At 71.4% G+C, this 22,514-nt stretch carries 22 protein-coding genes; 7 read left to right on the forward strand and 15 right to left on the reverse strand.

All coding sequences use genetic code 11. The annotated features are described in order from the left end of the window. Window positions 1-25: 25 nt before the first annotated feature. The 4 genes from ACFY1L_RS05930 to ACFY1L_RS05945 form a co-directional block, all read right to left on the reverse strand. Entirely contained in the window at window positions 26-2,857 is a 2,832-nt protein-coding gene (locus ACFY1L_RS05930) for an SNF2-related protein (RefSeq protein ID WP_388818680.1), read from the reverse strand. Between the two features lie 100 nt (window positions 2,858-2,957). Next, window positions 2,958-3,539, reverse strand: a complete 582-nt coding sequence (locus ACFY1L_RS05935) for a sugar kinase (RefSeq protein WP_361263922.1) — start codon at window positions 3,537-3,539, stop codon at window positions 2,958-2,960. After that, a complete protein-coding gene (locus ACFY1L_RS05940) occupies window positions 3,536-4,684 on the reverse strand; it encodes an ROK family glucokinase (RefSeq protein ID WP_388818684.1) in 1,149 nt (382 codons plus the stop codon). Before ACFY1L_RS05940 ends, ACFY1L_RS05935 begins: the two co-directional genes overlap by 4 nt. 239 nt (window positions 4,685-4,923) lie before the next feature. Further along, on the reverse strand, window positions 4,924-5,661 hold the full coding sequence (locus tag ACFY1L_RS05945; protein ID WP_388819003.1) for a GntR family transcriptional regulator: 738 nt from the start codon (window positions 5,659-5,661) through the stop codon (window positions 4,924-4,926). A gap of 129 nt (window positions 5,662-5,790) precedes the next feature. On the opposite strand from ACFY1L_RS05945, the gene ACFY1L_RS05950 reads away from it, so the two are divergent. Then, the gene (locus tag ACFY1L_RS05950) at window positions 5,791-6,813 is read left to right on the forward strand and encodes a Gfo/Idh/MocA family oxidoreductase (RefSeq protein WP_388818687.1); all 1,023 of its coding nucleotides are present in this window, start codon (window positions 5,791-5,793) and stop codon (window positions 6,811-6,813) included. 34 nt (window positions 6,814-6,847) lie between these two features. On the opposite strand, the gene ACFY1L_RS05955 is transcribed toward ACFY1L_RS05950, so the two are convergent. The 4 genes from ACFY1L_RS05955 to ACFY1L_RS05970 all read right to left on the reverse strand — a co-directional run bounded on the left by ACFY1L_RS05955 (window position 6,848) and on the right by ACFY1L_RS05970 (window position 11,220). Next, on the reverse strand, window positions 6,848-8,032 hold the full coding sequence (locus ACFY1L_RS05955; RefSeq protein ID WP_388818690.1) for a cytochrome P450: 1,185 nt from the start codon (window positions 8,030-8,032) through the stop codon (window positions 6,848-6,850). A gap of 70 nt (window positions 8,033-8,102) precedes the next feature. After that, window positions 8,103-8,783 carry a response regulator gene (locus tag ACFY1L_RS05960; protein ID WP_388818692.1) on the reverse strand — a complete coding sequence of 227 codons (681 nt, stop codon included), beginning with the start codon at window positions 8,781-8,783 and terminating at the stop codon, window positions 8,103-8,105. Between the two features lie 41 nt (window positions 8,784-8,824). Further along, window positions 8,825-9,898: a hypothetical protein gene (locus tag ACFY1L_RS05965; RefSeq protein ID WP_388818694.1), complete on the reverse strand. Its 1,074-nt coding sequence runs from the start codon at window positions 9,896-9,898 to the stop codon at window positions 8,825-8,827. A 53-nt stretch (window positions 9,899-9,951) separates the two neighbouring features. Next, the gene (locus tag ACFY1L_RS05970) at window positions 9,952-11,220 is read right to left on the reverse strand and encodes a histidine kinase (RefSeq protein WP_388818697.1); all 1,269 of its coding nucleotides are present in this window, start codon (window positions 11,218-11,220) and stop codon (window positions 9,952-9,954) included. Between the two features lie 169 nt (window positions 11,221-11,389). Here ACFY1L_RS05970 and ACFY1L_RS05975 point away from each other — a divergent pair, with 169 nt between their 5' ends. Then, entirely contained in the window at window positions 11,390-11,590 is a 201-nt protein-coding gene (locus ACFY1L_RS05975) for a hypothetical protein (RefSeq protein WP_361263939.1), read from the forward strand. A gap of 58 nt (window positions 11,591-11,648) precedes the next feature. Here ACFY1L_RS05975 and ACFY1L_RS05980 read toward each other — a convergent pair whose 3' ends face one another. The 4 genes from ACFY1L_RS05980 to ACFY1L_RS05995 all read right to left on the reverse strand — a co-directional run bounded on the left by ACFY1L_RS05980 (window position 11,649) and on the right by ACFY1L_RS05995 (window position 14,653). Next, window positions 11,649-12,044, reverse strand: coding sequence for a ribonuclease domain-containing protein (locus ACFY1L_RS05980; RefSeq protein ID WP_388818700.1), 396 nt, complete (start codon window positions 12,042-12,044; stop codon window positions 11,649-11,651). Window positions 12,045-12,130: 86 nt separating this feature from the next. Beyond that, window positions 12,131-13,036, reverse strand: a complete 906-nt coding sequence (locus ACFY1L_RS05985) for a DMT family transporter (protein WP_388818703.1) — start codon at window positions 13,034-13,036, stop codon at window positions 12,131-12,133. An 88-nt stretch (window positions 13,037-13,124) separates the two neighbouring features. Continuing rightward, window positions 13,125-13,751: a dihydrofolate reductase family protein gene (locus ACFY1L_RS05990; RefSeq protein ID WP_388818706.1), complete on the reverse strand. Its 627-nt coding sequence runs from the start codon at window positions 13,749-13,751 to the stop codon at window positions 13,125-13,127. A gap of 89 nt (window positions 13,752-13,840) precedes the next feature. Next, the gene (locus tag ACFY1L_RS05995) at window positions 13,841-14,653 is read right to left on the reverse strand and encodes an AIM24 family protein (protein WP_388818709.1); all 813 of its coding nucleotides are present in this window, start codon (window positions 14,651-14,653) and stop codon (window positions 13,841-13,843) included. 110 nt (window positions 14,654-14,763) lie between these two features. Here ACFY1L_RS05995 and ACFY1L_RS06000 point away from each other — a divergent pair, with 110 nt between their 5' ends. Continuing rightward, the gene (locus ACFY1L_RS06000; RefSeq protein WP_388818711.1) at window positions 14,764-15,510 is read left to right on the forward strand and encodes a 3-oxoacyl-ACP reductase family protein; all 747 of its coding nucleotides are present in this window, start codon (window positions 14,764-14,766) and stop codon (window positions 15,508-15,510) included. 85 nt (window positions 15,511-15,595) lie between these two features. On the opposite strand, the gene alc is transcribed toward ACFY1L_RS06000, so the two are convergent. Together alc and allB are read right to left on the reverse strand one after the other, a co-directional pair. Then, window positions 15,596-16,711 (reverse strand): allantoicase, encoded by a 1,116-nt coding sequence (gene alc, locus ACFY1L_RS06005; protein ID WP_388818714.1) that lies wholly within the window; start codon window positions 16,709-16,711, stop codon window positions 15,596-15,598. Between the two features lie 50 nt (window positions 16,712-16,761). Then, window positions 16,762-18,102 carry an allantoinase AllB gene (gene allB / locus ACFY1L_RS06010; RefSeq protein ID WP_388818716.1) on the reverse strand — a complete coding sequence of 447 codons (1,341 nt, stop codon included), beginning with the start codon at window positions 18,100-18,102 and terminating at the stop codon, window positions 16,762-16,764. Between the two features lie 252 nt (window positions 18,103-18,354). On the opposite strand from allB, the gene ACFY1L_RS06015 reads away from it, so the two are divergent. Next, window positions 18,355-19,152, forward strand: coding sequence for an IclR family transcriptional regulator (locus tag ACFY1L_RS06015; protein WP_388818719.1), 798 nt, complete (start codon window positions 18,355-18,357; stop codon window positions 19,150-19,152). A gap of 59 nt (window positions 19,153-19,211) precedes the next feature. After that, a complete protein-coding gene (locus ACFY1L_RS06020; RefSeq protein WP_388818721.1) occupies window positions 19,212-19,529 on the forward strand; it encodes an antibiotic biosynthesis monooxygenase family protein in 318 nt (105 codons plus the stop codon). Window positions 19,530-19,561: 32 nt separating this feature from the next. Here ACFY1L_RS06020 and ACFY1L_RS06025 read toward each other — a convergent pair whose 3' ends face one another. Then, entirely contained in the window at window positions 19,562-19,849 is a 288-nt protein-coding gene (locus tag ACFY1L_RS06025) for a DUF5955 family protein (protein ID WP_361263967.1), read from the reverse strand. 231 nt (window positions 19,850-20,080) lie between these two features. Here ACFY1L_RS06025 and ACFY1L_RS06030 point away from each other — a divergent pair, with 231 nt between their 5' ends. Both ACFY1L_RS06030 and aceB read left to right on the forward strand, forming a co-directional pair. After that, window positions 20,081-20,695, forward strand: coding sequence for an NTP transferase domain-containing protein (locus ACFY1L_RS06030; RefSeq protein ID WP_388818725.1), 615 nt, complete (start codon window positions 20,081-20,083; stop codon window positions 20,693-20,695). Between the two features lie 184 nt (window positions 20,696-20,879). Beyond that, a complete protein-coding gene (gene aceB / locus ACFY1L_RS06035) occupies window positions 20,880-22,505 on the forward strand; it encodes a malate synthase A (RefSeq protein WP_388818728.1) in 1,626 nt (541 codons plus the stop codon). The last annotated feature ends 9 nt before the right edge of the window (window positions 22,506-22,514 follow it).

A 22,514-nucleotide genomic window follows, 5' to 3' on the forward strand; every position in this document is an offset into this window, starting at 1 on the left:
CGCGCCTCGTCGGCCGGCCCCGGTGTCATGACGGCCTCCGCAGGCTCACCAGGTCGGACAGCTCGCGGTCAGTCAGTTCCGTGAGGGCCGACTCGCCGGAGCCGAGGATCGCGTCGGCCAACGCCCGCTTGGCTTCCAGCATTTCGGCGATGCGGTCCTCGACCGTGCCCTCGGTGATCAGGCGGTGGACCTGGACCGGCTGGGTCTGGCCGATGCGATAGGCGCGGTCGGTGGCCTGTTCCTCGACAGCCGGGTTCCACCAGCGGTCGAAGTGGATGACATGACCTGCGCGGGTGAGGTTCAGGCCGGTGCCCGCCGCCTTCAGTGACAGCACCAGGACCGGCGTCGCGCCGCTCTGGAAGCGGTCCACCATGCGTTCGCGCTCCGGCACCGGCGTGCCGCCGTGCAGCAGGTCCACCGGGACCGCGCGAGCGGCCAGGTGGGCGGTGATCAGGCGGGCCATCCCGACGTACTGCGTGAAGACAAGCGCCGAACCGTCCTCCGCCAGCAGCGTGTCCAACAGCTCGTCGAGGAGGGCGAGTTTGCCGGAGCGGGCCAGCAGGCGGCCGTCGGACCCTGCCGCTGTCTCCTCCTTCAGGTACAGCGCCGGGTGGTTGCAGATCTGCTTCAGCGCGCCCAGCAGTTTCAGCACCAGGCCCCTGCGCGCGATGCCGTCCGATGTCTCGATGACCAGCATCGACTCCCGTACCACCGCCTCATACAGCGCGGCCTGTTCGCGGGTCAGCGGCACCGGATGGTCCGTCTCCGTCTTGGGCGGCAGCTCGGGGACGATGCCGGGGTCGGACTTCTTGCGGCGCAGGAGGAACGGGCGGACCAGGCGGGCCAGTCGCTGCACCGCTTCCTCGTCCTCGCCGTTCTCCACCGCACGCGCGTGCCGGGCGCGGAAGGACTTCAAGGGGCCCAGGAGTCCCGGTGTCGTCCAGTCCAGGAGGGCCCACAGCTCCGACAGGTTGTTCTCCACCGGGGTGCCCGTGAGGGCCACGCGCGCGGGGGACGGGATCGTGCGCAGGGCCTTCGCCGTCGCCGAGTACGGGTTCTTGACGTGCTGGGCCTCGTCCGCGACGACCATGCCCCAGTGCTGCTCGGCCAGCCGCGGTGCCGTCGTCCGCATCGTGCCGTACGTCGTCAGGACGAAGCCGCCCGCCAGGTCCTCCAGGGTGCGGTCCGGGCCGTGGAAGCGGCGGACGGGGACGCCGGGCGCGAACCTGGTGATCTCCCGCTGCCAGTTGCCCAGCAGGGAGGCCGGGCAGACCACCAGGGTCGGTTCGGTGCGGGCGCGCTTCAGGTGCAATGCGATGAGCGTGATCGTCTTGCCGAGCCCCATGTCGTCGGCGAGGCAGCCGCCCAGGCCGAGGGAGGTCATGAGGTCCAGCCAGGACAGGCCTCGGAGTTGGTAGTCGCGGAGGGTGGCCCGCAGTCCTGGTGGGGGTTCTGCGGGGCGTACGCCCACTGTCAGGCGGTCGCGGAGGGCGGCCAGGGCGCCGACCGGTACCGCCTCGACCGTCTCACCGTCCACCTCCGCGCTGCCGCTGAGCGCGACGGAGAGGGCGTCCACCGGGTCGAGCAGGCCCAGTTCGCGCTTACGGGCCTTGCGCACGAGGGCGGGGTCGACCAGGACCCAGCGGTCCCGCAGGCGCACCACCGGGCGGTGGGCCTCGGCGAGGGCGTCCATCTCGGCCTCGCTGAGCGGGTCGCCGCCGAGCGCCAACTGCCAGCGGAACTGCAGGAGTTCCTCGCTCTCGAAGAAGCCGGTGCCGTCGGTCGCCGAGCCCGGCGCGGGCCGCACCACCGCGGCCGCGCTCAGGTCCTGGGCCAGGTCCCGGGGCCAGTGCACGGCGACCCCGGCCGCCGCGAGTCGCGTCGCCGCCACGCCGAGCAGGTCGCCCAACTCCTCGTCGTACAGCGCCAGGACGTCGGGCACGTCCTGCTCGGACAGGCGGTCCAGCGGTGGCCAGATCCGGGCCGCGCGCCGCACGGCGAGGGCCGCGTCCACACGTGCGCGTGGGCCGAAAGCCGCGTCCGCCTCGCCCGCCCACAGGGCCGCCGCGTCGGCGATCACCGTGGGGTCGGCGAGGCTGTGCACCTGGACGATCGCGGCGCCCACGGTGCGCACGCCCTCCTCCCCGTCGAACAGCTCGTACGCCGAGAGGTCCAGCCGGAGCGAGACGCGCACGCCCGCGTCCATGCCGGCGGCGACCTCCGCGGCCCAGTCATGGGCGTCGGGCAGACGCTGCGGGCGGCGGTCCGCGAAGGGCCTCCCGGACGCGTGCGGTGCGGCGGGGGTGCGGGGCAGGGTGTCCGCGACCGCGTCCAGGAAGGAGCGCATCAGCGCTTCCGGCTCGGGCAGCCGGAGCGGGCCCGGGCCGGGCAGCGGGACCGCATGGCCCTCGTACGGCAGGGCGGCGGCGACCGCCCTCAGGTGCGCGATGTCGTCCGGGTCGAGCGGGCCGGCCCGCCAGGCGTCGAGACCGGTGGCCGTCAGGCCCGGCAGCAGGCGTCCTCGTGCGGCGAGCCGCAACGCGTGCAGGGCGGCCGCACCCCAGCAGGCGGTGGCGGGGTGGGCGGCCGGGTCGCGCCGGGCGCGGACGAGAAGGGGCAGGGCCTCGCCGACCGTGAGGGACAGCGCGGGGGCGGTTCTGCGCCGTACTCCCGCGCCATGGGGTCGTACGACAGTGAGCTCGGTGTCCTCAGCCGGCAGGGGCCCGCCTTCGGGATCCCAGAAGGCGATCCGGCCGTCCCGCGGCAGAGGTGCGGGCAGGAAGACGGCGGCGAGCCGGACCGGGACGGAATCCCCCGCACCCTGCTCCCGCTCGGCCACCGCAGCCGTGTCGCCCATACGACCTGTCACCTCCCGCCCGTGTGTCGGATCAGACGTCTTCGACTCTACGGGCGGGGTCTGACAATCGGCCCCGGCGACCGTTCCGGGGCCCGTCGCGTCACGGAACCGCGCGGGAGACGACGTAGAAGAACGGGTTGTGCGGGTCGGACAGGTTCACGACCACGTCCTGCGTCGGCTTCGGGTTCTTCTGCTTGTGCACGAGGCCGTACCAGGGGCCGGATCGCGTGAACTTCCAACCGGTGATCTTCTGGTCGCGGGCGCTGATGGTGATGGCGTCCCGCTTGAGGTCGGCGCGGGTGACGCCCATGTCGTGGAGGAAGACGTCGAGGTTGCGGACCGGGGTCTGGAACTGGACGTAGAGACGGCTGGTCTTCCAGTTGTTCGTCTCGTAGTAGGCGACCTTGCCGGACGGGTGCGGCATGGGCACCTGGTAGAGGCGGCGCTGGACCTTCGACGGCCAGGCCTTGACCAGGCCGGTCGCCGCGTACTTCGCCTCCTTGTCCTTGCCGCTGTCGCGGCTCTGGTTCGCGGAGATCACCAGATAGCCGGCCGGGACGCCGATGAGCAGCACGATGATCAGCAGGGTCAGGGCCCTGCGGCGGATCTTGTGGCGGCGGTCCTCGGCCGGCGGGGACGGCTCGTCAGGGGGCGCGGCCTGGCGCGGCAGCGAGGCCGTCATGCGGTGTCCCGGGTCGAGCGGCGGGCCTCCGTGTATCGCGCGTAGCGCTCGTGCCGCTCCACCCGGCGGCGGTTGGCGCGGCGGAAGCGGCGGGCGACCAGACGGGCCAGGTCGGCGGCGCCCACCATGCCGGCCTCGGGACCGAGCTGGGCCCGGACGATACGGGCCTCGGGACGGTAGCCGCGGCCGGTGAGCTGGCGCTTGAAGGCGTCGCGCGCGGGGGCGATCAGCAGGTCGTCGGCCGCGCTGACGCCGCCGCCGATCACGAAGCAGGACGGGTCCAGGGCGGCCGCGAGGTTCGCGATGCCGACGCCGAGCCACTGGCCGATGTCCTGCAGCAGCTCGATGCACATGGCGTCGCCCTCGCGGGCCAGCTCGGTGATCATCGGGCCGGTGATGTCGGCGATGTTGCCCTTGACGTGCTCGATGATCCCGTACGCCACCGGGGAGTCCGCGGCGGCCAGCTCCTTGGCCTCGCGCACCAGTGCGTTGCCGGAGCTGTACTGCTCCCAGCAGCCGCGGTTGCCGCACGGGCAGCGGTGCCCGCCGGGGACCACCTGCATATGGCCGAACTCGCCGGCGACGCCGTACTTGCCGCGCTTGACCTGGCCGTCCTCCAGGATCGCGCCGCCGATGCCGGTGCCGAGCGTGATCATGACCAGGTGGTCCTCGCCGCGGCCCGCGCCGAAGCGCCACTCGGCCCAGGCGGCGGAGTTGGCGTCGTTGTCGACCAGGACCGGCACGGCGAGGCGGCCGGCGAGGCGGTCGCGCAGCGGCTCGTTGCGCCAGGAGAGGTGGGGTGCGAACAGGACGCGGTTGCGGTCGGCGTCGACCCAGCCGGCCGCGCCGATGCCGACCGCGTGCACGTCGTGGCGGTCGGACAGGTCCAGGACCAGTTCGACGATGGTGTCCTCGACGACCTTGGGGCTCTTGGACTTGTCCGGCGTCTCCGTGCGGACCTTCTCCAGGATGTTGCCGTCGGCGTCGACGACGCCCGCCATCACCTTGGTGCCGCCGATGTCGATCCCGACGGTGGGGACACGGGGGGCGGTCAGGTGTGACCGGCGCTCCCGGGTGCCGACGGTTCGCAGTGCGGGGGCGCGGCGGGAGCCTATGGGGGCCGTGAAGTTGCCGTAGGTGCTCATCAGGCCCGATTGTGCCGCACGCTCACGCTGAGTGCCGAGCGGGGGAGCAAAGAGGGGTAACACGATGTGTGCCGTCCAACGGTCGTACGTGGCTGGTCGCGCCCACGCGGCGGAGCCGCAGACCGATACTGCCCGCGCCCCTTGAGCATGGTGCAATTCACGTCGGCCGAATTGTCCTGTCATTGCGACTAACTCACACGAGAGCACGCAAAGCGGTCAGGACCATGAGAACCTCGCGCTCATGACCGCACGAGCAGCTGGAACTCGAAGGAGTAGCGGGTCGGGCGGTAGGTGTGGGTGCCGTATTCGACCGCGCGGCCCGTGTCGTCGAAAGTCACTCGCTGCATGGTGAGCAGCGGGGCGCCCTCCGGCTCGGCGAGGCGTTCGGCCTCGGCTGCCGTGGCTCCGCGGGCACCGATCGTCTGGCGGGCGCTGTGGAGGGTGATTCCTACGGCGCGCATCATGCGGTACAGGCCGGTCGTCTCCAGCTGGGCCGTGTCCAGGTCGAGCAGGCCCGGTGGGATGAAATTGCACAGGTACGCCATCGGCTCGCCGTGGGCCAGCCGCAGGCGCTCCACCCGGTGCACGTCGCTGTCCTCGGCCACGTTGAGGGCGGCGGCGACTTCGGCGGTCGCCGAGACGATCGTGTTGACCAGCACCTTGGTCGCGGGGCGCTGCCCGGCCGCCTCGAGGTCGTCGTAGAGGCTGCTGAGTTCCAGTGGGCGCTTGACCTGACTGTGCACGACCTGCGTGCCGACGCCTCGGCGGCGCACCAGGAGCCCTTTGTCGACGAGCGACTGGATGGCCTGGCGGACGGTGGGCCGGGACAGGCCGAGTCGTCCGGCGAGCTCGATCTCGTTGCCCAGCAGGCTGCCGGGCGTGAGCGCGCCGTGCTCGATGGCCGCCTCGAGCTGCTGCGACAGCTGGAAGTACAGCGGCACGGGAGAGCTGCGGTCCACGCTGAGCTCGAGCGACAGGGTCGGATCCACTTCTGGTTTCGGCACGGGCCGAGCGTAGCTCCACATGTTGTTGACGGGAAGTTGTGTAGTTCGATTGTCCGGACATACGCATTGACAGCGTGCACACTGAACCCCCACTTTGTTTCCATGCGCATCGGGGTCATCGGTACGGGGCGGATCGGCACCATTCATGCGAACACGCTCAGCCGCAACCGTGACGTGGGGTCGCTGATCCTCACGGACGCGGATCCGACGCGGGCGCAGGAGCTCGCGCACCGCCTCGGGGAGACGGCGGCGCCGGGAGTGGACGAGATCTTCAAGTGGGGCGTCGACGCCGTGGTGATCACGACCGCGACGGCCGCCCATGCCGAACTGATCGGTCGGGCAGCGCGCTCGGGGCTGCCGGTGTTCTGCGAGAAGCCCATCGCTCTCGACCTGCCCGGCACGCTCAACGCCATCGCGGAGGTCGAAGCCGCCGGGACGATTCTGCAGATGGGGTTCCAGCGGCGCTTCGACGCCGGTTACACGGGCGCCCGGGAGGCGGTGCGCTCGGGCCGGCTCGGGCGGCTGCACACCGTGCGGGCGCTGACGAGCGACCAGGCTCCACCCCTGCCCGCGTGGCTGCGGTTGTCCGGCGGGCTGTACCGGGACACGCTGATCCACGACTTCGACGTCCTGCGCTGGGTGACCGGGCACGAGATCGTCGACGTGTACGCGGCCGGATCGGACGCCGGGCCCCCGATGTTCCGGGAGGCGGGCGACGTCGACACGGGCGCGGCGCTGCTGACGCTGGACGACGGCACGCTCGCGACGGCCACGGCGACGCGGATGAACGGCGCCGGGTACGACGTGCGCATGGAGCTGGCCGGGGAGCTCGACCAGATCGTCGTCGGGCTGGACGACCGTACGCCGATCGCGTCCACCGAGCCGACCGGGCCGCCGGCCGCCGACAAGCCCTGGAGCGGTTTCCTGGAGCGCTTCGGGCCCGCCTACGAGGCCGAACTGGCCGCCTTCGTCGAGGTCGTGCTCGGCCGGCGGGCGAACCCGTGCGACGGCCGCGAGGCCCTGCAGGCGCTGCGGATCGCCGAGGCGTGCGAGATCTCCCGGCGGGAGCGCAGACCGGTGGCCCTGGTGGAGATCCCCGGGAGGGTCGAGTCGGCGTTCAGGTGAATCCCCCTCGGAGCCCAGGGCCACCGGTCCGTCGCTACCAGCGCACCGGCAGCCTCCGCACCCCCCGCATCAGCATCCCCGGCAGCCATTCGCCGGGCGGGCCGTCGAGGGTGAGGTCGGGGGCGCGCTCCAGCAGGGTTCGTATCGCCGTACGGGCTTCGAGGCGGGCCAGTGGGGCGCCCAGGCAGTAGTGGATGCCGTGGCCGAAGGCGAGGTGGCCGCGGGTGTCGCGGCGGATGTCGTAGCGGTCCGGGGCGGGGTAGCGCAGAGCGTCGCGGTCGGCGGCGGTGAGGCCGATCATCACCGCGTCGCCCCGCACGATCTTGGTGCCGGCGATCTCCAGAGTCTCGGCGGCGAACCTGAACGTGGCGTTCTCCACCGGGCCCTCGTAGCGCAGTGTCTCCTCCACAGCGCCGTCGACCAGGCTCAAGTCGGCGCGCAGGGCGGCGAGTTGGTCCGGGTGGGTGAGCAGGGAGTGAACCGTGCTGCTGATCAGGTTGACCGTCGTCTCGTGGCCGGCGATGAGCAACACGAAGGCCATGCCGCGCAGTTCGCCCGGGGAGAGCCGGTCGCCGTCCTCGGCGGTGGTGCGGATCAGGTCGCTGAGCAGGTCGCCGGTCGGGCCTGCACACCGCTTGTCCTCGATCAGCTCGGTCAGGTACTCGGCGAGCCGCGCGAACGCGTCGTACTCGCTCTCCGAACTGGTCGGCGCGACCGCCTCCGTGGACATGTTCCGGAACTCGGCGCGGTCCATCTCGGGTACGCCGAGCAGCTCGCAGATCACGGTGATCGGCAGCGGGTAGGCGAACGAGTCCACGAGGTCGGCGCGGTCGCGTGACAGCATCGCGTCGAGGAGCTCGTCGGTGATCTCCTGGATCCTGGGCCGCAGTTCCTCGACGCGGCGCATGGTGAAGGCCCGTGAGACCAGGGCGCGCAGGCGGGTGTGCTGGGGCGGGTCGGTGCCCAGCAGGTACTTGCCGATCAGCTCCTCGTCGAGGAACAGCATGCCGATCTTGCTGCCGTCCTTGGCCAGGCGCGGGTCGGCGAGCGCGGCGCGCGCCTCCTCGTATCCGACGACCAGCCAGGTCTCGTGGTGCGCGTCGACCCCGGGCAGCCGCACCCGGTGCACCGGACCGCGCTCGCGCAGCTGCGCGTAGACGGGATGCGGGTCCGTGCGGAACCCGTCGCCGAACTCCCCCAGGTCGATCAGTTCCGTCATGCTCCGCCTGCCCTCCCCCGTCCCCCGCCGGGTGCTTTCCCGGTGCACGGAGAACGCATGGCGAGCACCGCTAGTGCCCGTCCGGCTCCGATCCGTCCAGAAGTCCCGCGTCGTAGGCCAACAACGCGATCTGCACACGGTTGTTGAGGTCGAGCTTGGCCAGGATGCGGGAGACGTGGGTCTTGACGGTGGCGACGCTCATGAACAGGGCGGCGGCGATCTCCGCGTTGGCGAGGCCGCGGCCGACCGCGACGGCGACCTCGCGTTCGCGGTCGTTGAGGGCGGCGATGCGCTCGCGTGCGCGTGTGCGGCGCGTGTCGGCGCCGGTGCCCACGGCGTGCTCCATCAACTGCCGGGTGACGGTGGGCGACAGCACGGGGTCGCCCACCGCGACCCGCCGCACGGCGTCGACGATCTCGGCGGGCGCGGTGTCCTTCAGGACGAACCCGGCGGCGCCCGCCCGCAGGGCGCGCAGCACCTGTTCGTCGGCGTGGAAGGTGGTCAGGACGACGACCTGCGGGGCGTCCTTGCGCCCGCGCAGCCGCTCCGTGGCCGTGAGCCCGTCCACCGACGGCATCCGGATGTCCATGAGGACCACGTCCGGACGGGTGCGGTCGACGAGCGCCTCGACCTCGCTGCCGTCGGCGGCCTCGCCGACGATCTCGATGTCGTCGGCACCGCCCATCATCAGGGACAGTCCGGCCCGCACCAGGGGGTCGTCGTCGACGAGGAGCAGTCTGATCGCAGTCATGGCCTTAACTAATCACGGTTGTGCCCGAGGGAGGTGATCCCTCAGCCACGCAGCGACACCCCGTGGCGCGTGCGCAGCCGGTGGATCTCCCACCAGGCCACGGCAGTTACGGAGGCGGGCCCACCAAGCAGGGCGCAGACCTGGACCAGCGGCGGCCCGGGCGGCAACCCGCCCGTCGCGACGCCGACGACCGCGAACTCCCACACCAGGACGCCGGTGAGCAGGGCAGGCAGGGCCGCGTGGATCGGCGCGGCGTTGAAGCCGCTGCGGACGGCGGGGGCGGAGGCGAACAGCACGAAGACCACCAGCCAGACCATGGGCACGAACATCGCGAGCGCGACCCAGGGCGCGGCCTGCTTCCCCACGGCCGGTTCGGCCAGCCCGAGGAGGATGACGAAAACCGGCACGGCGGTCACCGCACCGACGTACCAGAGAGCCGCCCGCCCGGCGGCGCGCAGTCGCGGACGCATCTGCGCCTTGGTCTGCGGCGACGCCCACCGGAACAGCAGCCCGACCACCAGGGGCGCGCTCACCAGCAGCATCGGCGGAGTGAGGGCGAGCCGGGTCAGGTACTGGTCCTCGGCCTCACTCACGCCCTCGAACCCGCCGTACACGACCAGGATGAGGAAGGAGATGACGAAGGCGGTCCAGGTCCGGATCCGCTGCACGCGCTTCACCTCCGGGTCCTCGATGCCCCGATGGCCGCGCGCTGGGAAGAGACCGTGCGCCCGGTGGCGGGCCGAGCGCACGAGCGCGTAGCCGCCGAGCAGGGGCACCGTGAGGATCCACGCGCACGGGAAGACCAGCAACGCCCAGGTGCAGCCGTGGATGCGCGGACGCCCGCCCCTCAACAGCACGCTCAGGGGCGGCCATTCGGCCCCGCGCAGACCGCGCAGCTCGTCCCAGAAGGAGGTCTGCTGCGGTGCGGGCACGACTCCCCAGGGTGGCGGCGCCGGAACGGGCTGGGGGCCGTACAACTGCGCACCCGGCTGCGGATAGCCGTACGGCTGCGGCGGGACGTACGGCCCCGTGCCGGGAGGCGGGGGCGGCGGCGGGTACGGGCCCCCGTTCGGCGGCCACGGCTGCTGGTACGGATTGGGTCCCCCGAAACTCACCCTGCTGTCCCCTCCGGTGCTTCTGCGAAACGCCGAAGATCATCGCATGGGTGTCATGCCCAGGGCAGCCAGGCCCGGACCCGGAACCCTCCGTCCCCCTCGGCCCCGTGTTCCAGCCGGCCGCCGGCCAGCGTGGCGCGTTCCGTCAGGCCGATCAGGCCCTGTCCGGAGCCGGGGACGGACGGCACCTCGCCCTCGGGGGCGGGATTGCGTACGTCGACGACGAGTCCGTCGCCCGGGGCGCCCGTGACGGAGACCGTGACCTCCGTGCCGGGGGCGTGCTTGCGGGCGTTGGTCAGGGCCTCCTGGGCGATGCGGTACGCGGTGCGGCCGACCGAGGCGGGGACGGCGGCGGGGTCGGTGACGCGGCTGACGAGCGTGACCTTCATGCCGGCCTCGCGGGACTCGGCGACCAGCGCGTCCAGGGCGGCGAGCGTCGGCTGGGGGCGGCCCGCCTCGTCGGGCTCGCCCGCGCGCAGCACGCCGATGATCTCCCGCAGGTCCTGCAGGGCCTCGTGCGCGCTCTCGCGGATCACACCGGCCGCCCGCGCGATCTCCTCCTGGGGCGCGTCGGGCCGGAACTCCAGGGCGCCCGCGTGCACGCTCAGCAGCGTCAGCCGGTGGGCGAGGACGTCGTGCATCTCCCGGGCGATGGCCTCGCGCGCGAGGCGCTGCGCCTGCTCGGCGCGCAGCTGCGCCTCCGTCTCGGCGCGCCGGGCACGGTCGCGCAGGCTCAGCATGAGCTGGCGCTTGGAGCGGACGAACATGCCCCAGCCGATGACGGTGAGGCTGAGCAGCTCGGTGAAGGCGACCGCTCCCGCGTACGGCAGGTCGGGGTCGGGGCGCACCCAGAAGAACAGCGGGATCAGCGCGAGGGAGACGCCGCCGAGCCAGGCGACGTACCGGAAGGGCCGGTGCACGGCGAGCGTGAAGATCGCGATCATGCCGGCGCCGCCGGCCGTGTTCGACAGGAACCCGACGGGGAGCATCGCGACGGCCAGCCCGAGCGGCCAGCGGCGGCGCAGCCAGACCGCTCCGCAGGCCAGCGCGCCGAGCAACTGGTCGAGGACGGCGAGGGCGTGCGGCGTGTGCGGATCGTCGTTCAGGGTGTCCGCGGCCGCCAGGCCGATCGCCACGGCGAGGACGAAGCAGGTGAAATCGACGATCCAGTCACGCGTGGTACGCCGGGGTCTCCCCGACCGCCCGGACCGCCGCGCGTCGGGGTCGATCTCGTGGAGCACGGAGGACGGGAACAGCCACCTGCGGCGCCCTACGATCCCCACCGCGTCCGGCGTCGACTTGTCATCGCTCACGGTCGACAAATCTACGCAGTGAGACCGGCCGCCACCCCGGAACGGCGGCGATCCCCGACCAAAGTCGCACCGCCGCAGACTTTCGGCGTGCCCGGACCGCGGGAGGGTGGACTTCCGGCGGGCGCTGCTCGCCCCGCGGCCGATGTGTGTGGGGGGTCCGCGGGGCGAGGGTCATGGCATGAAGCAGTTGCTGGAGTTGCTCGGATTTCTCGCCCTGGTGCAGGGCGTGCTGGGCCTGCTGCACGAGTTCACCGACTGGCATGTGGGCCTCGTGCAACGGCTCGGCTTCCTCGACGGCTACGGGGTCTACGCGAGCGTCGCCCTGGTGGTGCTGGCGTTCGCGCTGTTCGCCGCCGCGGAGAGCCGGAAGTCCGGATGAGCGCGGACCGGACTTCCGGCTCGTCGCACCGTTCCTCGGGCCGAGCGGGGGAAGTCGCTCAGCAGCCGAAGTCGATCAGGTCGAACGTGGCGTAGTGGTCCGAGGTGTAGTAGTCCTCCTGGGTCTCCTCGCCGGTGACGATGCGGCGAGCTCCGCGCGTAGACGAACCAGGAGTCTTGACCGTGTACTCGTGGTAGTAGCCGGACGGCTGGCTGGGCAGGACGCCTTCACGGTTGGAGAAGACGGTGCCGTCCTGCGAGTACGGGTAGGGGCCGCCCTGCGCGATCAGGTCGAGCGTGTCGTACGCCTGAGAGGGCAGGTCGCCGTAGCAGATGCTGCCGACGGACGTGGCAGCGGCGTCCGCAGTCGTCGCGGAGACGGTGCCGCCCACTACGAGGGCGGACAGGAGCGCGGCTGCGGCGCCGATTCGAGTGGCACGTGGGGGGAATCTCATGGACTCCATGATGACGCGCGTAGACAGTGGCATGTCAATGTCAAACCCGGAGATTTTCCCGTCAAGTCCGATGAGTTTTCCGCGAGTTAACTTGCGGCCCTGCGCCCCCACGCGGTCCCCACAAGCACCAGTGCCCCGCCGACCAGGCCGAGCGCCCCGAGCCGCTCGCCGCCGAGCGCGATGCCGGCCGCGGCGGCCCACAGGGGCTCGGTGCCGAGCAGCAGGCTGACGCGGGAGGGGGACGTACGGCGTACGGCCCACATCTGCACGAAGAAGGCGAACAGCGTGCAGAAGGCGGACAGGAACAGCAGCCCGGCCCACTCGCGCGCCCCGAACCCGGCCGCCGTCGCCCACGGTGTGGTGTCGGCGCCGGTCGACAGTACGGCGAACACGGCGACGGCGGCGCCCAGTTGGACGGTGGTCAGGGGCAGCGCGTCGGCGCCCTGCACGGCCTTGATGCGGGACATGGCGAGGACGTGCACCGTGCGGGCGAGGGCGGCGAGCAGCATCAGCAGGTCGCCGAGGGAGGGGCGGGTGAAGCCGCCGCCCTGGGTGAGCAGAAGGACGCCGAGCACGGAGACTCCGGCGGCCGCGAGGAACGCGCGCGGGGGCCGGGTGCGGGTGACGGCGGCCTCGGCGAGCGGCGTGAAGATCATGGTGAGGCTGATGATGAGGCCGGCGTTGGTCGCCGAGGTGTGGACGACGCCGTACGTCTCCAGGAGGAAGATCCCGCCGAGGATCAGCCCAAGCAGGCCGGCGCCGCGCCACTGGGCGGGGGTGAGGGCGCGCAGCGAGCGCCACCCGACGGCCGTCAGCACGGGCAGGACGACGGCGAACCGCAGCACCAGGACCGCGAGCACCGTGCGTGCGGTGGTGATGTCCTTGGCGGCGAGATAGCTCGCGCCCCACACGACCGCCACGAGCAGGACGGGCAGGTCGGTCGGCCAGGTGCGGCGGGGCGCGAGTGGGCGCGGTAGGGCGATCGACGACATGGGGCGGCTCTCCCGGTCTCCGTCGGATGCGGAGACGTCGGTGGCTGCCGCGTGGAGCGATCACCGTACCGGCGCGTGTGGTGGTCGGCTAGGCGTTTTCCGGGAGCTCGTAGGAGCCGTAGTCGGGCCGTCCGGCCGGGTCGTACGTCTGGATGGAGACTCCGGCGGCGGTGACGCGGCCGTCGGTGCGCCGGAACCTGGTCGGTACGGCGCCCTCCGTGAAGAGGCGGAAGCCGGAGCCGAGGACCACCGGGAACGTCACCAGGTGGAGGGTGTCGACGAGGTCCAGTGCCAGCAGCGACTGGACGAGGGCGCCGCTGCCGTGAACCTGGAGCTCGCCGTCGGTGCGCTCCTTGAGGGCGGTGACCTCCTTGGCGAGATCGCCGCTGATCACCGTGGTGTTGGCCCACTCGGGGTCGGTCAGGGTCGATGAGGCGACGTACTTCGGCAGGGCGTTCAGCTTGGCGGCGATGGTGTTGGAGGGGTCGGTCACCTTCGGCCAGTACGAGGCGAAGATGTCGTACGTACGGCGGCCGAGGAGGAACGCGGCGGGGCGCTCGAAGACCTCGTTGACGAACCGGCCGAAGTCCTCGTCGCCGAACACGAAGCTCCAGCCGCCGTGCTCGAAGCCGCCCCGGGTGTCCTCCTGGGGGCCGCCGGGGGCCTGGTAGACGCCGTCGAGCGTGACGAAGATCGTGGAGACGAGCTTGCCCATGATGGGTGCCTGCTTCCTGGTGTGGGGTCTGCTGTCATCACCTCAGACCCCACCGGCACCCGCAACTCATCGGTCGGCGCTACGGCACCTCATCCGGCGTGCGTCGAGAACAGACCGCCCGTCGGGCCCTGCTTGTCGCCGCCCTGGGCCTTCTTCAGGGCGTTGGCCAGGCTCTCGATGGTGAGGGACTGCAGGATGACGCGGCCGTTGCCCTCCAGGGTGGCCAGGGACAGGCCCTCGCCGCCGAAGACGGCGTTCATCATGCCCTGGCGGTTGAGGCCGCCGACGCGCTGGACGCCGTACTGGATGCCCTCCTCGAAGGCGACGACGCAGCCCGTGTCGACCTCGATGCGGCCGCCGAAGTCGGCCGGGTTGAGGTCGATGAAGTTGCCGGCACCCGCGATGATCACCGTGCCGTGACCGGTGAACTTCTCCAGGACAAAACCCTCGCCACCGCTCATGCCGGTGCGGCCGCCCTGGAAGGCGATGCCGAAGTCGACGGTGGACTCGGCGGCCACGAAGGCGTCCTTCTCGGCGAACCACGCGCGCGTGCCGTCGAGTTCCAGGGCGCGCATCTCGCCGGGGAGCACGCCGGCGAAGCCGACGGTGCCCTCGCCGCCCTGCGCGCTGAAGTACTGGAACGCGATCGACTCGCCCGCGAGCATGCGCTGGCCGACCTGCATGGCGGTGCCCATGGCCTGGCGCAGCATGCCGCCCATGCCGCCGCCTCCGCCCTGCTGCTGGCCGCCGTTGTTCGACGGGCCGGAGAGGCGGGTCTCCATGGTCACGTTCGTGGTCTTGAACAGGAACTTGCCGGCCTCGCAGTACACGGTCTGGCCGGGGCGCAGGTTGACGATCGCCATCTGCATGGCGTTGCCGACGATCTCTTGCTGAAGTGTCACGTGGGGAGAACGCGGGAGGTGGAGCAAAGAGTTCCGGCCACTTCCGGCGACTGGATCTCGGTGTCCGTTCGCCGCCAGCACTGCGGTTGCGGGGCCGCTGGGATGGACCCATGACAACCACTTACGGAAGCTTGAACGGCAAGGTGGCCCTGGTGACCGGCGGCAGCCGCGGCATCGGCGCGGCGACGGCACTGCGGCTCGCCCGGGAGGGCGCGGACGTGGCGCTCACGTATGTGAACGGCAAGGAGGCGGCCGAGGACGTCGTACGGCGGATCGAGGCGCTGGGGCGGCGGGCGATGGCCGTGCGGGCGGACTCCGGGGACGCGGACGAGGCGGCCGGGGCGGTGGAGCGCACGGCGGAGGCGCTGGGCGGCCTCGACGTGCTGGTGAACAACGCGGGCGTCGGTGTGCTGGGTCCGCTGGAGGCTCTGTCGCTCACCGATGTCGACCGGGTCCTCGCGGTCAACGTGCGCGGGGTGTTCCTGACCTCGCAGGCGGCGGCCGCGCGGATGCCGTCCGGCGGGCGGATCATCACGATCGGCACATGCATGACGCAGCGGGTCCCGGGGCCCGGCGGGACGCTGTACGCGACGAGCAAGTCGGCGCTGATCGGCCTGACGAAGGCGCTCGCCAGGGAGCTGGGCGCGCGCGGGATCACGGCGAACATCGTGCATCCCGGTCCGACGGACACCGACATGAACCCGGCGGACGGGCCGTTTGCGGCCGACCAGGCGGCGATGACGGCGGTGGGCCGTTTCGGGACTGCCGACGAGGTGGCGGCGACGGTCGCGTATCTGGCGGGGGCGGACTACGTGACGGGAGCGGAGTTCGCGGTGGATGGCGGGCACGCGGCCTGAGCAACGCGTGGAGCGCACCGGTGATGCAGGGCCGCTGCGCTCCACGCGCGTGCGTGTCAGCCGGTGCGCTCCACGCGCGCGTGAGTCAGCCGCCCAGCTCCTGATGCCGGGCCGCCAGCTCCGACGCCCCTTGCTCCGTCAGCGAGCCGTACAGCCGCAGTCGCGAGATGCCGCCGTCCGGGAAGATGTCCACGCGCGCGTGCGTGCCGACGGCCGGGGCCGGGAGCACGAAGCGGTGGTTGGTGTCGGGCTGGAGGCGGGTGCGCGGGAGAATCTCGTGCCAGTCGCCGGTCTCGCCGTCCTTCACGGATACCGACGCCCAGCCCGCGCTGTTGCCCTTCAGGTACGCCGTGTCGATCTCGAGCGCGCGGATCTGGGACTGGGCCGCGAGGCGGTAGCGGATCCAGTCGTTGCCCTGGTCGCGGCGGCGGCGGGTCTCCCAGCCGTCGTCCATCTTGCGGGAGCGGCCCGGCTGGATGGTGTTGGTCGCCGGGGAGTAGAAGAGGTTGGAGGCGTCCTCGGCCTGGCCGCCGTTCTCCAGGGCGACCACGTCGAAGGTGCCGAGGACCTCCAGCCACTTCGGGTCCGGGACGACCTCGCCGTACACCCGCAGGCGTGCGATGCCGCCGTCGGGGTGCTGGTTGACGCGCAGGTGTGTGAAGCGCTGTTCGACGGATATGGAGAAACCATTCGCCGCGTGGCCGCCGACCGGCGTGCGCGGGACCAGGGTCGTCCACTTCACGTCGTCGCCGAGGAGTTCCTCGGGCGAGGGGGAGCCCGGCACCGACGTGCCCTCGACCGATACGGCCTGCGGGTAGTTGCCACGGAAGTGGGCCGTGTCGACGACGATCCCGCGGATCACGCCGGGCGCGCCGAGGCGGACCAGCGCCCAGTCGTGGTCCTCGGCGGTCGGCCAGGGGTGCTCGGCGGAGGCCCCGCGCCGGCGCCGCGTCTCCCAGCCGTCCATGATCTTGCCCTTGTGCCCGAAGTGCTCGGGGTCGAACTCGGCGGGCTCGGGCACGAGGAGGTTCTCGCGCTGGGCGAAGAACTCGTCGTTGGCGGCGATGACACCGGCGCCGAGCTGCCGGTCGGCGAGGTTGGCGTACTGGGTGAAGGGGAAGTCGGCGGTGCGGTAGTCGGCGTACGGGTCACCGCCTCCGTAGGGGTTTGCGTCGCCGGTGAAACTCTGTATCGCCGTCACGGTGATCAGGTCTGCCTTTCGGGAGTCGGCCGCGTGCGGGTGCGGTGAATTCAGGGGGTGCGCGTGAGGAGTTGGCCCTTCGGCTCGGTGAACTCGCCGTCCGCCACGATGCGTTCGCCGCGCAGCCAGGTGGACTTCACGACGCCGTACAGGGTCTTGCCGGCGTACGCCGTCACACGGTTGCGGTGCTGGAGTGCCGCCGGGTCGACGGTGAACGTCTCGTCGGGTGCGAGCACCGCGAAGTCGGCGTCACGGCCGGCCTCGATGGCGCCCTTGTGCGCGTCCAGGCCCACGAGTCGGGCCGTCCGGGACGACATCCAGCGGACGACGTCCTCCAGGCCGTGGCCCCGCCTGCGCGCCTCGGTCCAGACCGCCGCCAGGCTCAGCTGAAGGCCGGAGATGCCGCCCCAGGCGGTGGCGAAGTCGTCCGTCTTCAGGTCGGCCGTCGACGGGGAGTGGTCGGTGACGATGCAGTCGACGGTGCCGTCGGCCAGCGCCTGCCACAGCAGGTCCTGGTTGGCGGACTCACGGATGGGCGGACAGCACTTGAACTCGCTGGCCCCGTCCGGGACTTCCTCTGCGGTCAGGGTGAGGTAGTGCGGGCAGGTCTCGACGGTGAGCCGGACGCCCTCCGCCTTGGCCTGCGCGATCAGCGGCAGCGCGTCGGACGAGGAGAGGTGCAGTACGTGCACGCGCGCGTCGAGGCGCTTCGCCTGCGCGATGAGCTGGGCGATCGCCGTGTCCTCGGCGTCCCTGGGGCGGGAGGCCAGGAAGTCGGCGTACTTGGGGCCGCCGTGCTGCGGGGCCGCCTCGAGGTGGTGCGGGTCCTCGGCGTGCACGATCAGCAGGCCGCCGAAGGAGGCGATCTCGGCCAGGGACTGGGCGAGTCGGTCCTGGTCCAGGTGCGGGAACTCGTCCACGCCCGACGGCGACAGGAACGCCTTGAAGCCGAAGACACCGGCCTCGTGCAGCGGGCGCAGGTCCTTGACGTTGTCGGGCAGGGCGCCGCCCCAGAAACCGACGTCGATGTGCGCCTTGTCGGCAGCGACGTCCTTCTTCGTACGGAGGTTGTCGACCGTCGTCGTCGGCGGGAGGGAGTTGAGCGGCATGTCGACGAGGGTGGTGATGCCGCCGGCCGCCGCCGCGCGCGTGGCGGTCCAGAAGCCCTCCCACTCGGTGCGGCCCGGGTCGTTGACGTGCACATGGGTGTCGACCAGGCCGGGCAGCAGGACGTCGTCGCCGAAGTCCTCCAGGCGGGCGCCCGACGGTACGTCGATCTCGTAGGGGAGGACGGCCGTGATCTTTCCGCCCGCGACCGCGACCGTGGCGGGACGCGTCCCCTCGGGTGTGATGACGCGCGTCGAGCGCAGCACCAGTTCTACGTCGGACACCCGGACCCCTCTCAGCCGCCGCAATTTACTTCCACGTAACGGAATTCAACGTTCTGTTGAAGGAGTCTTCACTCCCGCTTCCGCGCCGTCAAGGGCACACTTCTCCAGGGTGCTCCTTGCGCCCCCACTCTGGACGTTTCCACAACGCGGAATTAGAATTCCGGCAAGCAGAACGTAGCTACGCACAACCAGGGAGTCAACCGACTGCCGGGTAGGCTTCTGCCCTTCCGCCAGTCCCGAAAGGAACGCGCCGTGCCGACGTCCAGCGCCAGCACCACCGACTCCGCCAAGTCCGCCAGCGGTGGGGTCCAGTCCCTCGAGCGCGCCTTCGACCTGCTCGAGCGGATGGCGGACGCGGGCGGCGAGGTCGGTCTGAGCGAGCTCTCCGCGAGCAGCGGACTGCCGCTGCCCACCATCCACCGGCTGATGCGCACGCTCGTGGCCTGCGGTTACGTCCGTCAGCAGTCGAACCGCCGGTATGCGCTCGGCCCGCGGCTGATCCGCCTCGGCGAGTCGGCCTCCCGGCTGCTCGGGACCTGGGCGCGCCCCTACCTCGCCCGCCTGGTCGAGGAGACCGGCGAGACGGCGAACATGGCGCTGCTCGACGGCGACGAGATCGTGTACGTGGCGCAGGTGCCGTCGAAGCACTCGATGCGCATGTTCACCGAGGTCGGCCGGCGGGTCCTGCCGCACTCCACGGGCGTGGGCAAGGCGCTGCTCGCGAACGTCCCCGACGACGAGGTGCGCGCCCTTCTCTCCCGCACGGGCATGCCGGCCGCGACGGAGAAGACGATCACCACGGCGGACGGCTTCCTGGCCGCCCTGGAGGACGTGCGCCGCGCCGGTTACGCCGTCGACGACAACGAGCAGGAGATAGGAGTCCGCTGCCTCGCGGTCTCGGTCCCCAACTCCCCGACCGCCGCGGCCATTTCGATCTCCGGCCCCGCGGGCCGTGTCACCGAGGCGGCGACGGAGAAGATCGTCCCGGTGCTGCAGCAGGTGGCGGTGGAGCTGTCGGAGGCGCTGGCGAGCTCGGGGCCGGCGGCTTAGAGAAGCACTCCCGGTGCTCGGCGCCTAGCCTGAAGGCAGGGGACCGTCAGCGGAACGAGGTGGCCACCACGCTGCAGGAGAACAAGCACTGGTCCTCGGGGAGGTGGCAGGTCAAAGAGGGGAACGCCGACGAGTTCGTCGAGCGCTGGCGGGAGTTCCTGACCTGGACCAAGGAGGCGAACGAGGGGTTCCTCGGAGCCCGGCTGATCCGGGATCTCAGGAACCCGAACGCCTTCGTCTCCTTCGCCGCCTGGCAGGACCTCCACTCGATGCGCGCCTGGCAGGGCTCACCCGAGTTCAAGGAGCGCTTCGACGCCGCGTACGTCCTGTGCGACGACATGCAGAGCAGCGGCTACGAGCTGGTCGTCGAGATCTGAGTACGCCCCCTGCCACCGGCCCCGGCCACGATTCAGCGGCGCGGCGGCTCCCCGAAGAGGTCCACCGCGCTGCGCACCTCCGACAGTCCGCGGGACAGTGCGCTCACCGATCCGATCGCGCCGGCGATCAGCAGCAGCGAGCGGCGCAGACGCGGGATCTCGGGGGCGCCGTCGATCGTCATCGCGGCCAGGGCGGCGAGCTCGTCCTCGGCGATGCCGCGGTCGGGGAACTCGGCGGGGTGCGCGGCGAGTTCGCGGCGCAGCCGGGACACCGCGGTCCGCAGTTCCGCCACTCTCGGGTCCTCGTCGCTGCCGGTCACTGGCCGCCTCTGCCCCAAGCTCCGCAACACAGCTCTCCCCCCTCGCACATCGTTGTGCGCACTCACTCCATGATCCCGCTCGTGCTCCCGCAACGCACCCCCGTGGCGTTGGTCGGGCGCCGGGGGACGCGGGTCAGTAAACGCCACCCGATGCCGGGTGCGCCACTCCGCGGACCGAAATTCAGCCCCTTGAAACCGGGCACTCGCCCGGGCGTCAGGTATGCAGGACGCATGACGGACAACGGAGACATCGAGGACCCGGACCGCGTCGCCGGGCTGCTGCTTGCCGCGGGCGGCGGGCGCCGGCTCGGGGGTCGGCCCAAGGCCCTGCTGGAACACCGCGGCAGGCCGCTCGTCGAGTACGCGGTCGGCGTGCTGCGCGCGGCCGGCTGCACCCGCGTCCATGTGGTCCTGGGGGCGCGCGCAGCCGACGTGCGGGAGCGGGCGGAGCTGGAGGGGTGTGTGCTCGTGGAGAACCCCGAGTGGGAGCGGGGCATGGGGACCTCGTTGCGGGCGGGGCTGGACTCGCTCGCCGGGACGGGGCCCCGGGCCGCGCTCGTCTCGCTCGTCGACCAGCCGGGAATCGGGCCGGAGGCGGTCCGGCGCGTGCTGGCCGCGTACCGGGACGAGACGTCGCTCGTGTCGGCCGCCTACGACGGTGTGCGCGGGCATCCCGTCCTCTTCGGCGCCGCCCACTGGGCCGCAATCGCCGAGAGCGCGACCGGCGATCGCGGGGCCCGCGCCTACCTCAAGGCGCATGCGACGGCGATCACGCTCGTCGAGTGCGGGGATGTGGCACAGCCGTACGACATCGACACGGAGGCCGACCTGGTCCACCTTGAGTGAGCGGGGTGGCACTCAGCGCCACCTTGCCTCGACCCGGAGAATCTCGACATCAACAAACTATTGAACTTCCACAATGAGGAAACTAGTATCCACTGTTCAGAAGCGCCCTACCCCTCCCAGGGCGTCCCTCGCCGTACCCGGTTCGACTGGCACCCGGTGCCACCGCTGAAGGAAGTGACAGCTCATGTCCGCACCAGCGCCGTCCCCGCTGGCCATCGTCGACGCCGAGCCCCTGCCCCGGCAGGAGGAGGTCCTCACCGACGCGGCACTGGCCTTCGTGGCCGAGCTGCACCGGCGGTTCACGCCGCGCCGTGACGAACTCCTCGCCCGCCGCGCCGAGCGCCGCGCCGAGATCGCCCGCACCTCCACCCTCGACTTCCTCCCGGAGACCGCCGCGGTCCGCGCGGACGACTCCTGGAAGGTGGCCCCCTCCCCCGCCGCCCTGAACGACCGGCGCGTCGAGATCACCGGCCCCACCGACCGCAAGATGACCATCAACGCCCTCAACTCGGGCGCCAAGATCTGGCTCGCGGACTTCGAGGACGCCTCCGCGCCCACGTGGGAGAACGTGGTCCTCGGTCAGGTCAACCTGGCCGACGCGTACACCCGCAACATCGACTTCACGGACGAGAAGTCGGGCAAGTCGTACGCCCTGCGCCCGAACGACGAGCTCGCCACGGTCGTCATGCGGCCGCGCGGCTGGCACCTCAACGAGCGGCATCTGGTCGATGCCGACGGTTCCCAAGTCCCCGGCGCATTCGTCGACTTCGGCCTCTACTTCTTCCACAACGCCCAGCGGCTGCTCGACCTCGGCAAGGGCCCGTACTTCTACCTCCCGAAGACGGAGTCGCACCTCGAAGCGCGCCTGTGGAACGAGGTGTTCGTCTTCGCTCAGGAGTACGTCGGCATCCCGCAGGGCACCATCCGCGCCACCGTCCTGATCGAGACGATCACGGCGGCGTACGAGATGGAGGAGATCCTCTACGAACTCCGCGACCACGCCTCGGGGTTGAACGCCGGCCGCTGGGACTACCTGTTCTCCATCGTCAAGAACTTCCGTGACGGCGGCGCCAAGTTCGTCCTGCCGGACCGCAACGCGGTCACGATGACGGCCCCGTTCATGCGGGCGTACACCGAACTCCTCGTCCGCACCTGCCACAAGCGCGGTGCGCACGCGATCGGCGGCATGGCGGCGTTCATCCCGTCCCGCCGGGACGCCGAGGTCAACAAGGTCGCCTTCGAGAAGGTCCGCGCCGACAAGGACCGTGAGGCCGGCGACGGTTTCGACGGCTCCTGGGTGGCCCACCCCGACCTGGTGCCGATCGCCATGGAGTCCTTCGACAAGGTCCTCGGCGACAAGCCCAACCAGAAGGACCGGCTGCGCGAGGACGTGCACGTCGAGGCCGCCGACCTGATCGCCGTCGACTCCCTGGACGCCAAGCCGACGTACAACGGCCTGATCAACGCCGTCCAGGTCGGCATCCGTTACATCGAGGCCTGGCTGCGCGGTCTCGGTGCGGTGGCCATCTTCAACCTCATGGAGGACGCGGCCACCGCGGAGATCTCCCGCTCGCAGATCTGGCAGTGGATCAACGCGGGCGTCGAGTTCGAGAACGGTGAACTCGCCACCCCGGAGCTGGCCCGCAAGGTCGCCGCCGAGGAACTCTCCAACATCCGCCAGGAGATCGGCGAGGAGGCCTTCGCGGCCGGCCACTGGCAGCAGGCGCACGACCTGCTGCTCCAGGTCTCCCTCGACGACAACTACGCGGACTTCCTGACGCTGCCGGCGTACGAGCAGCTCAAGGGCTGATCACCCAAC

This window comes from Streptomyces sp. NPDC001663, from assembly GCF_042893105.1.
In the GTDB taxonomy this organism is placed as follows: Bacteria; Actinomycetota; Actinomycetes; order Streptomycetales; family Streptomycetaceae; genus Streptomyces.

Coding starts and splice junctions, on each gene's coding strand:
- ACFY1L_RS05980 (WP_388818700.1), bottom strand. CDS start 12,044: ATGAGATTCCCCCCACGTGCCACTCGAATCGGCGCCGCAGCCGCGCTC.
- ACFY1L_RS05960 (WP_388818692.1), bottom strand. CDS start 8,783: ATGACTGCGATCAGACTGCTCCTCGTCGACGACGACCCCCTGGTGCGG.
- ACFY1L_RS05990 (WP_388818706.1), bottom strand. CDS start 13,751: ATGGGCAAGCTCGTCTCCACGATCTTCGTCACGCTCGACGGCGTCTAC.
- ACFY1L_RS06030 (WP_388818725.1), top strand. CDS start 20,081: ATGACGGACAACGGAGACATCGAGGACCCGGACCGCGTCGCCGGGCTG.
- ACFY1L_RS05930 (WP_388818680.1), bottom strand. CDS start 2,857: ATGGGCGACACGGCTGCGGTGGCCGAGCGGGAGCAGGGTGCGGGGGAT.
- ACFY1L_RS05975 (WP_361263939.1), top strand. CDS start 11,390: ATGAAGCAGTTGCTGGAGTTGCTCGGATTTCTCGCCCTGGTGCAGGGC.
- ACFY1L_RS05940 (WP_388818684.1), bottom strand. CDS start 4,684: ATGAGCACCTACGGCAACTTCACGGCCCCCATAGGCTCCCGCCGCGCC.
- ACFY1L_RS05935 (WP_361263922.1), bottom strand. CDS start 3,539: ATGACGGCCTCGCTGCCGCGCCAGGCCGCGCCCCCTGACGAGCCGTCC.
- ACFY1L_RS05955 (WP_388818690.1), bottom strand. CDS start 8,032: ATGACGGAACTGATCGACCTGGGGGAGTTCGGCGACGGGTTCCGCACG.
- ACFY1L_RS06000 (WP_388818711.1), top strand. CDS start 14,764: ATGACAACCACTTACGGAAGCTTGAACGGCAAGGTGGCCCTGGTGACC.
- ACFY1L_RS05950 (WP_388818687.1), top strand. CDS start 5,791: ATGCGCATCGGGGTCATCGGTACGGGGCGGATCGGCACCATTCATGCG.
- ACFY1L_RS05985 (WP_388818703.1), bottom strand. CDS start 13,036: ATGTCGTCGATCGCCCTACCGCGCCCACTCGCGCCCCGCCGCACCTGG.
- aceB (WP_388818728.1), top strand. CDS start 20,880: ATGTCCGCACCAGCGCCGTCCCCGCTGGCCATCGTCGACGCCGAGCCC.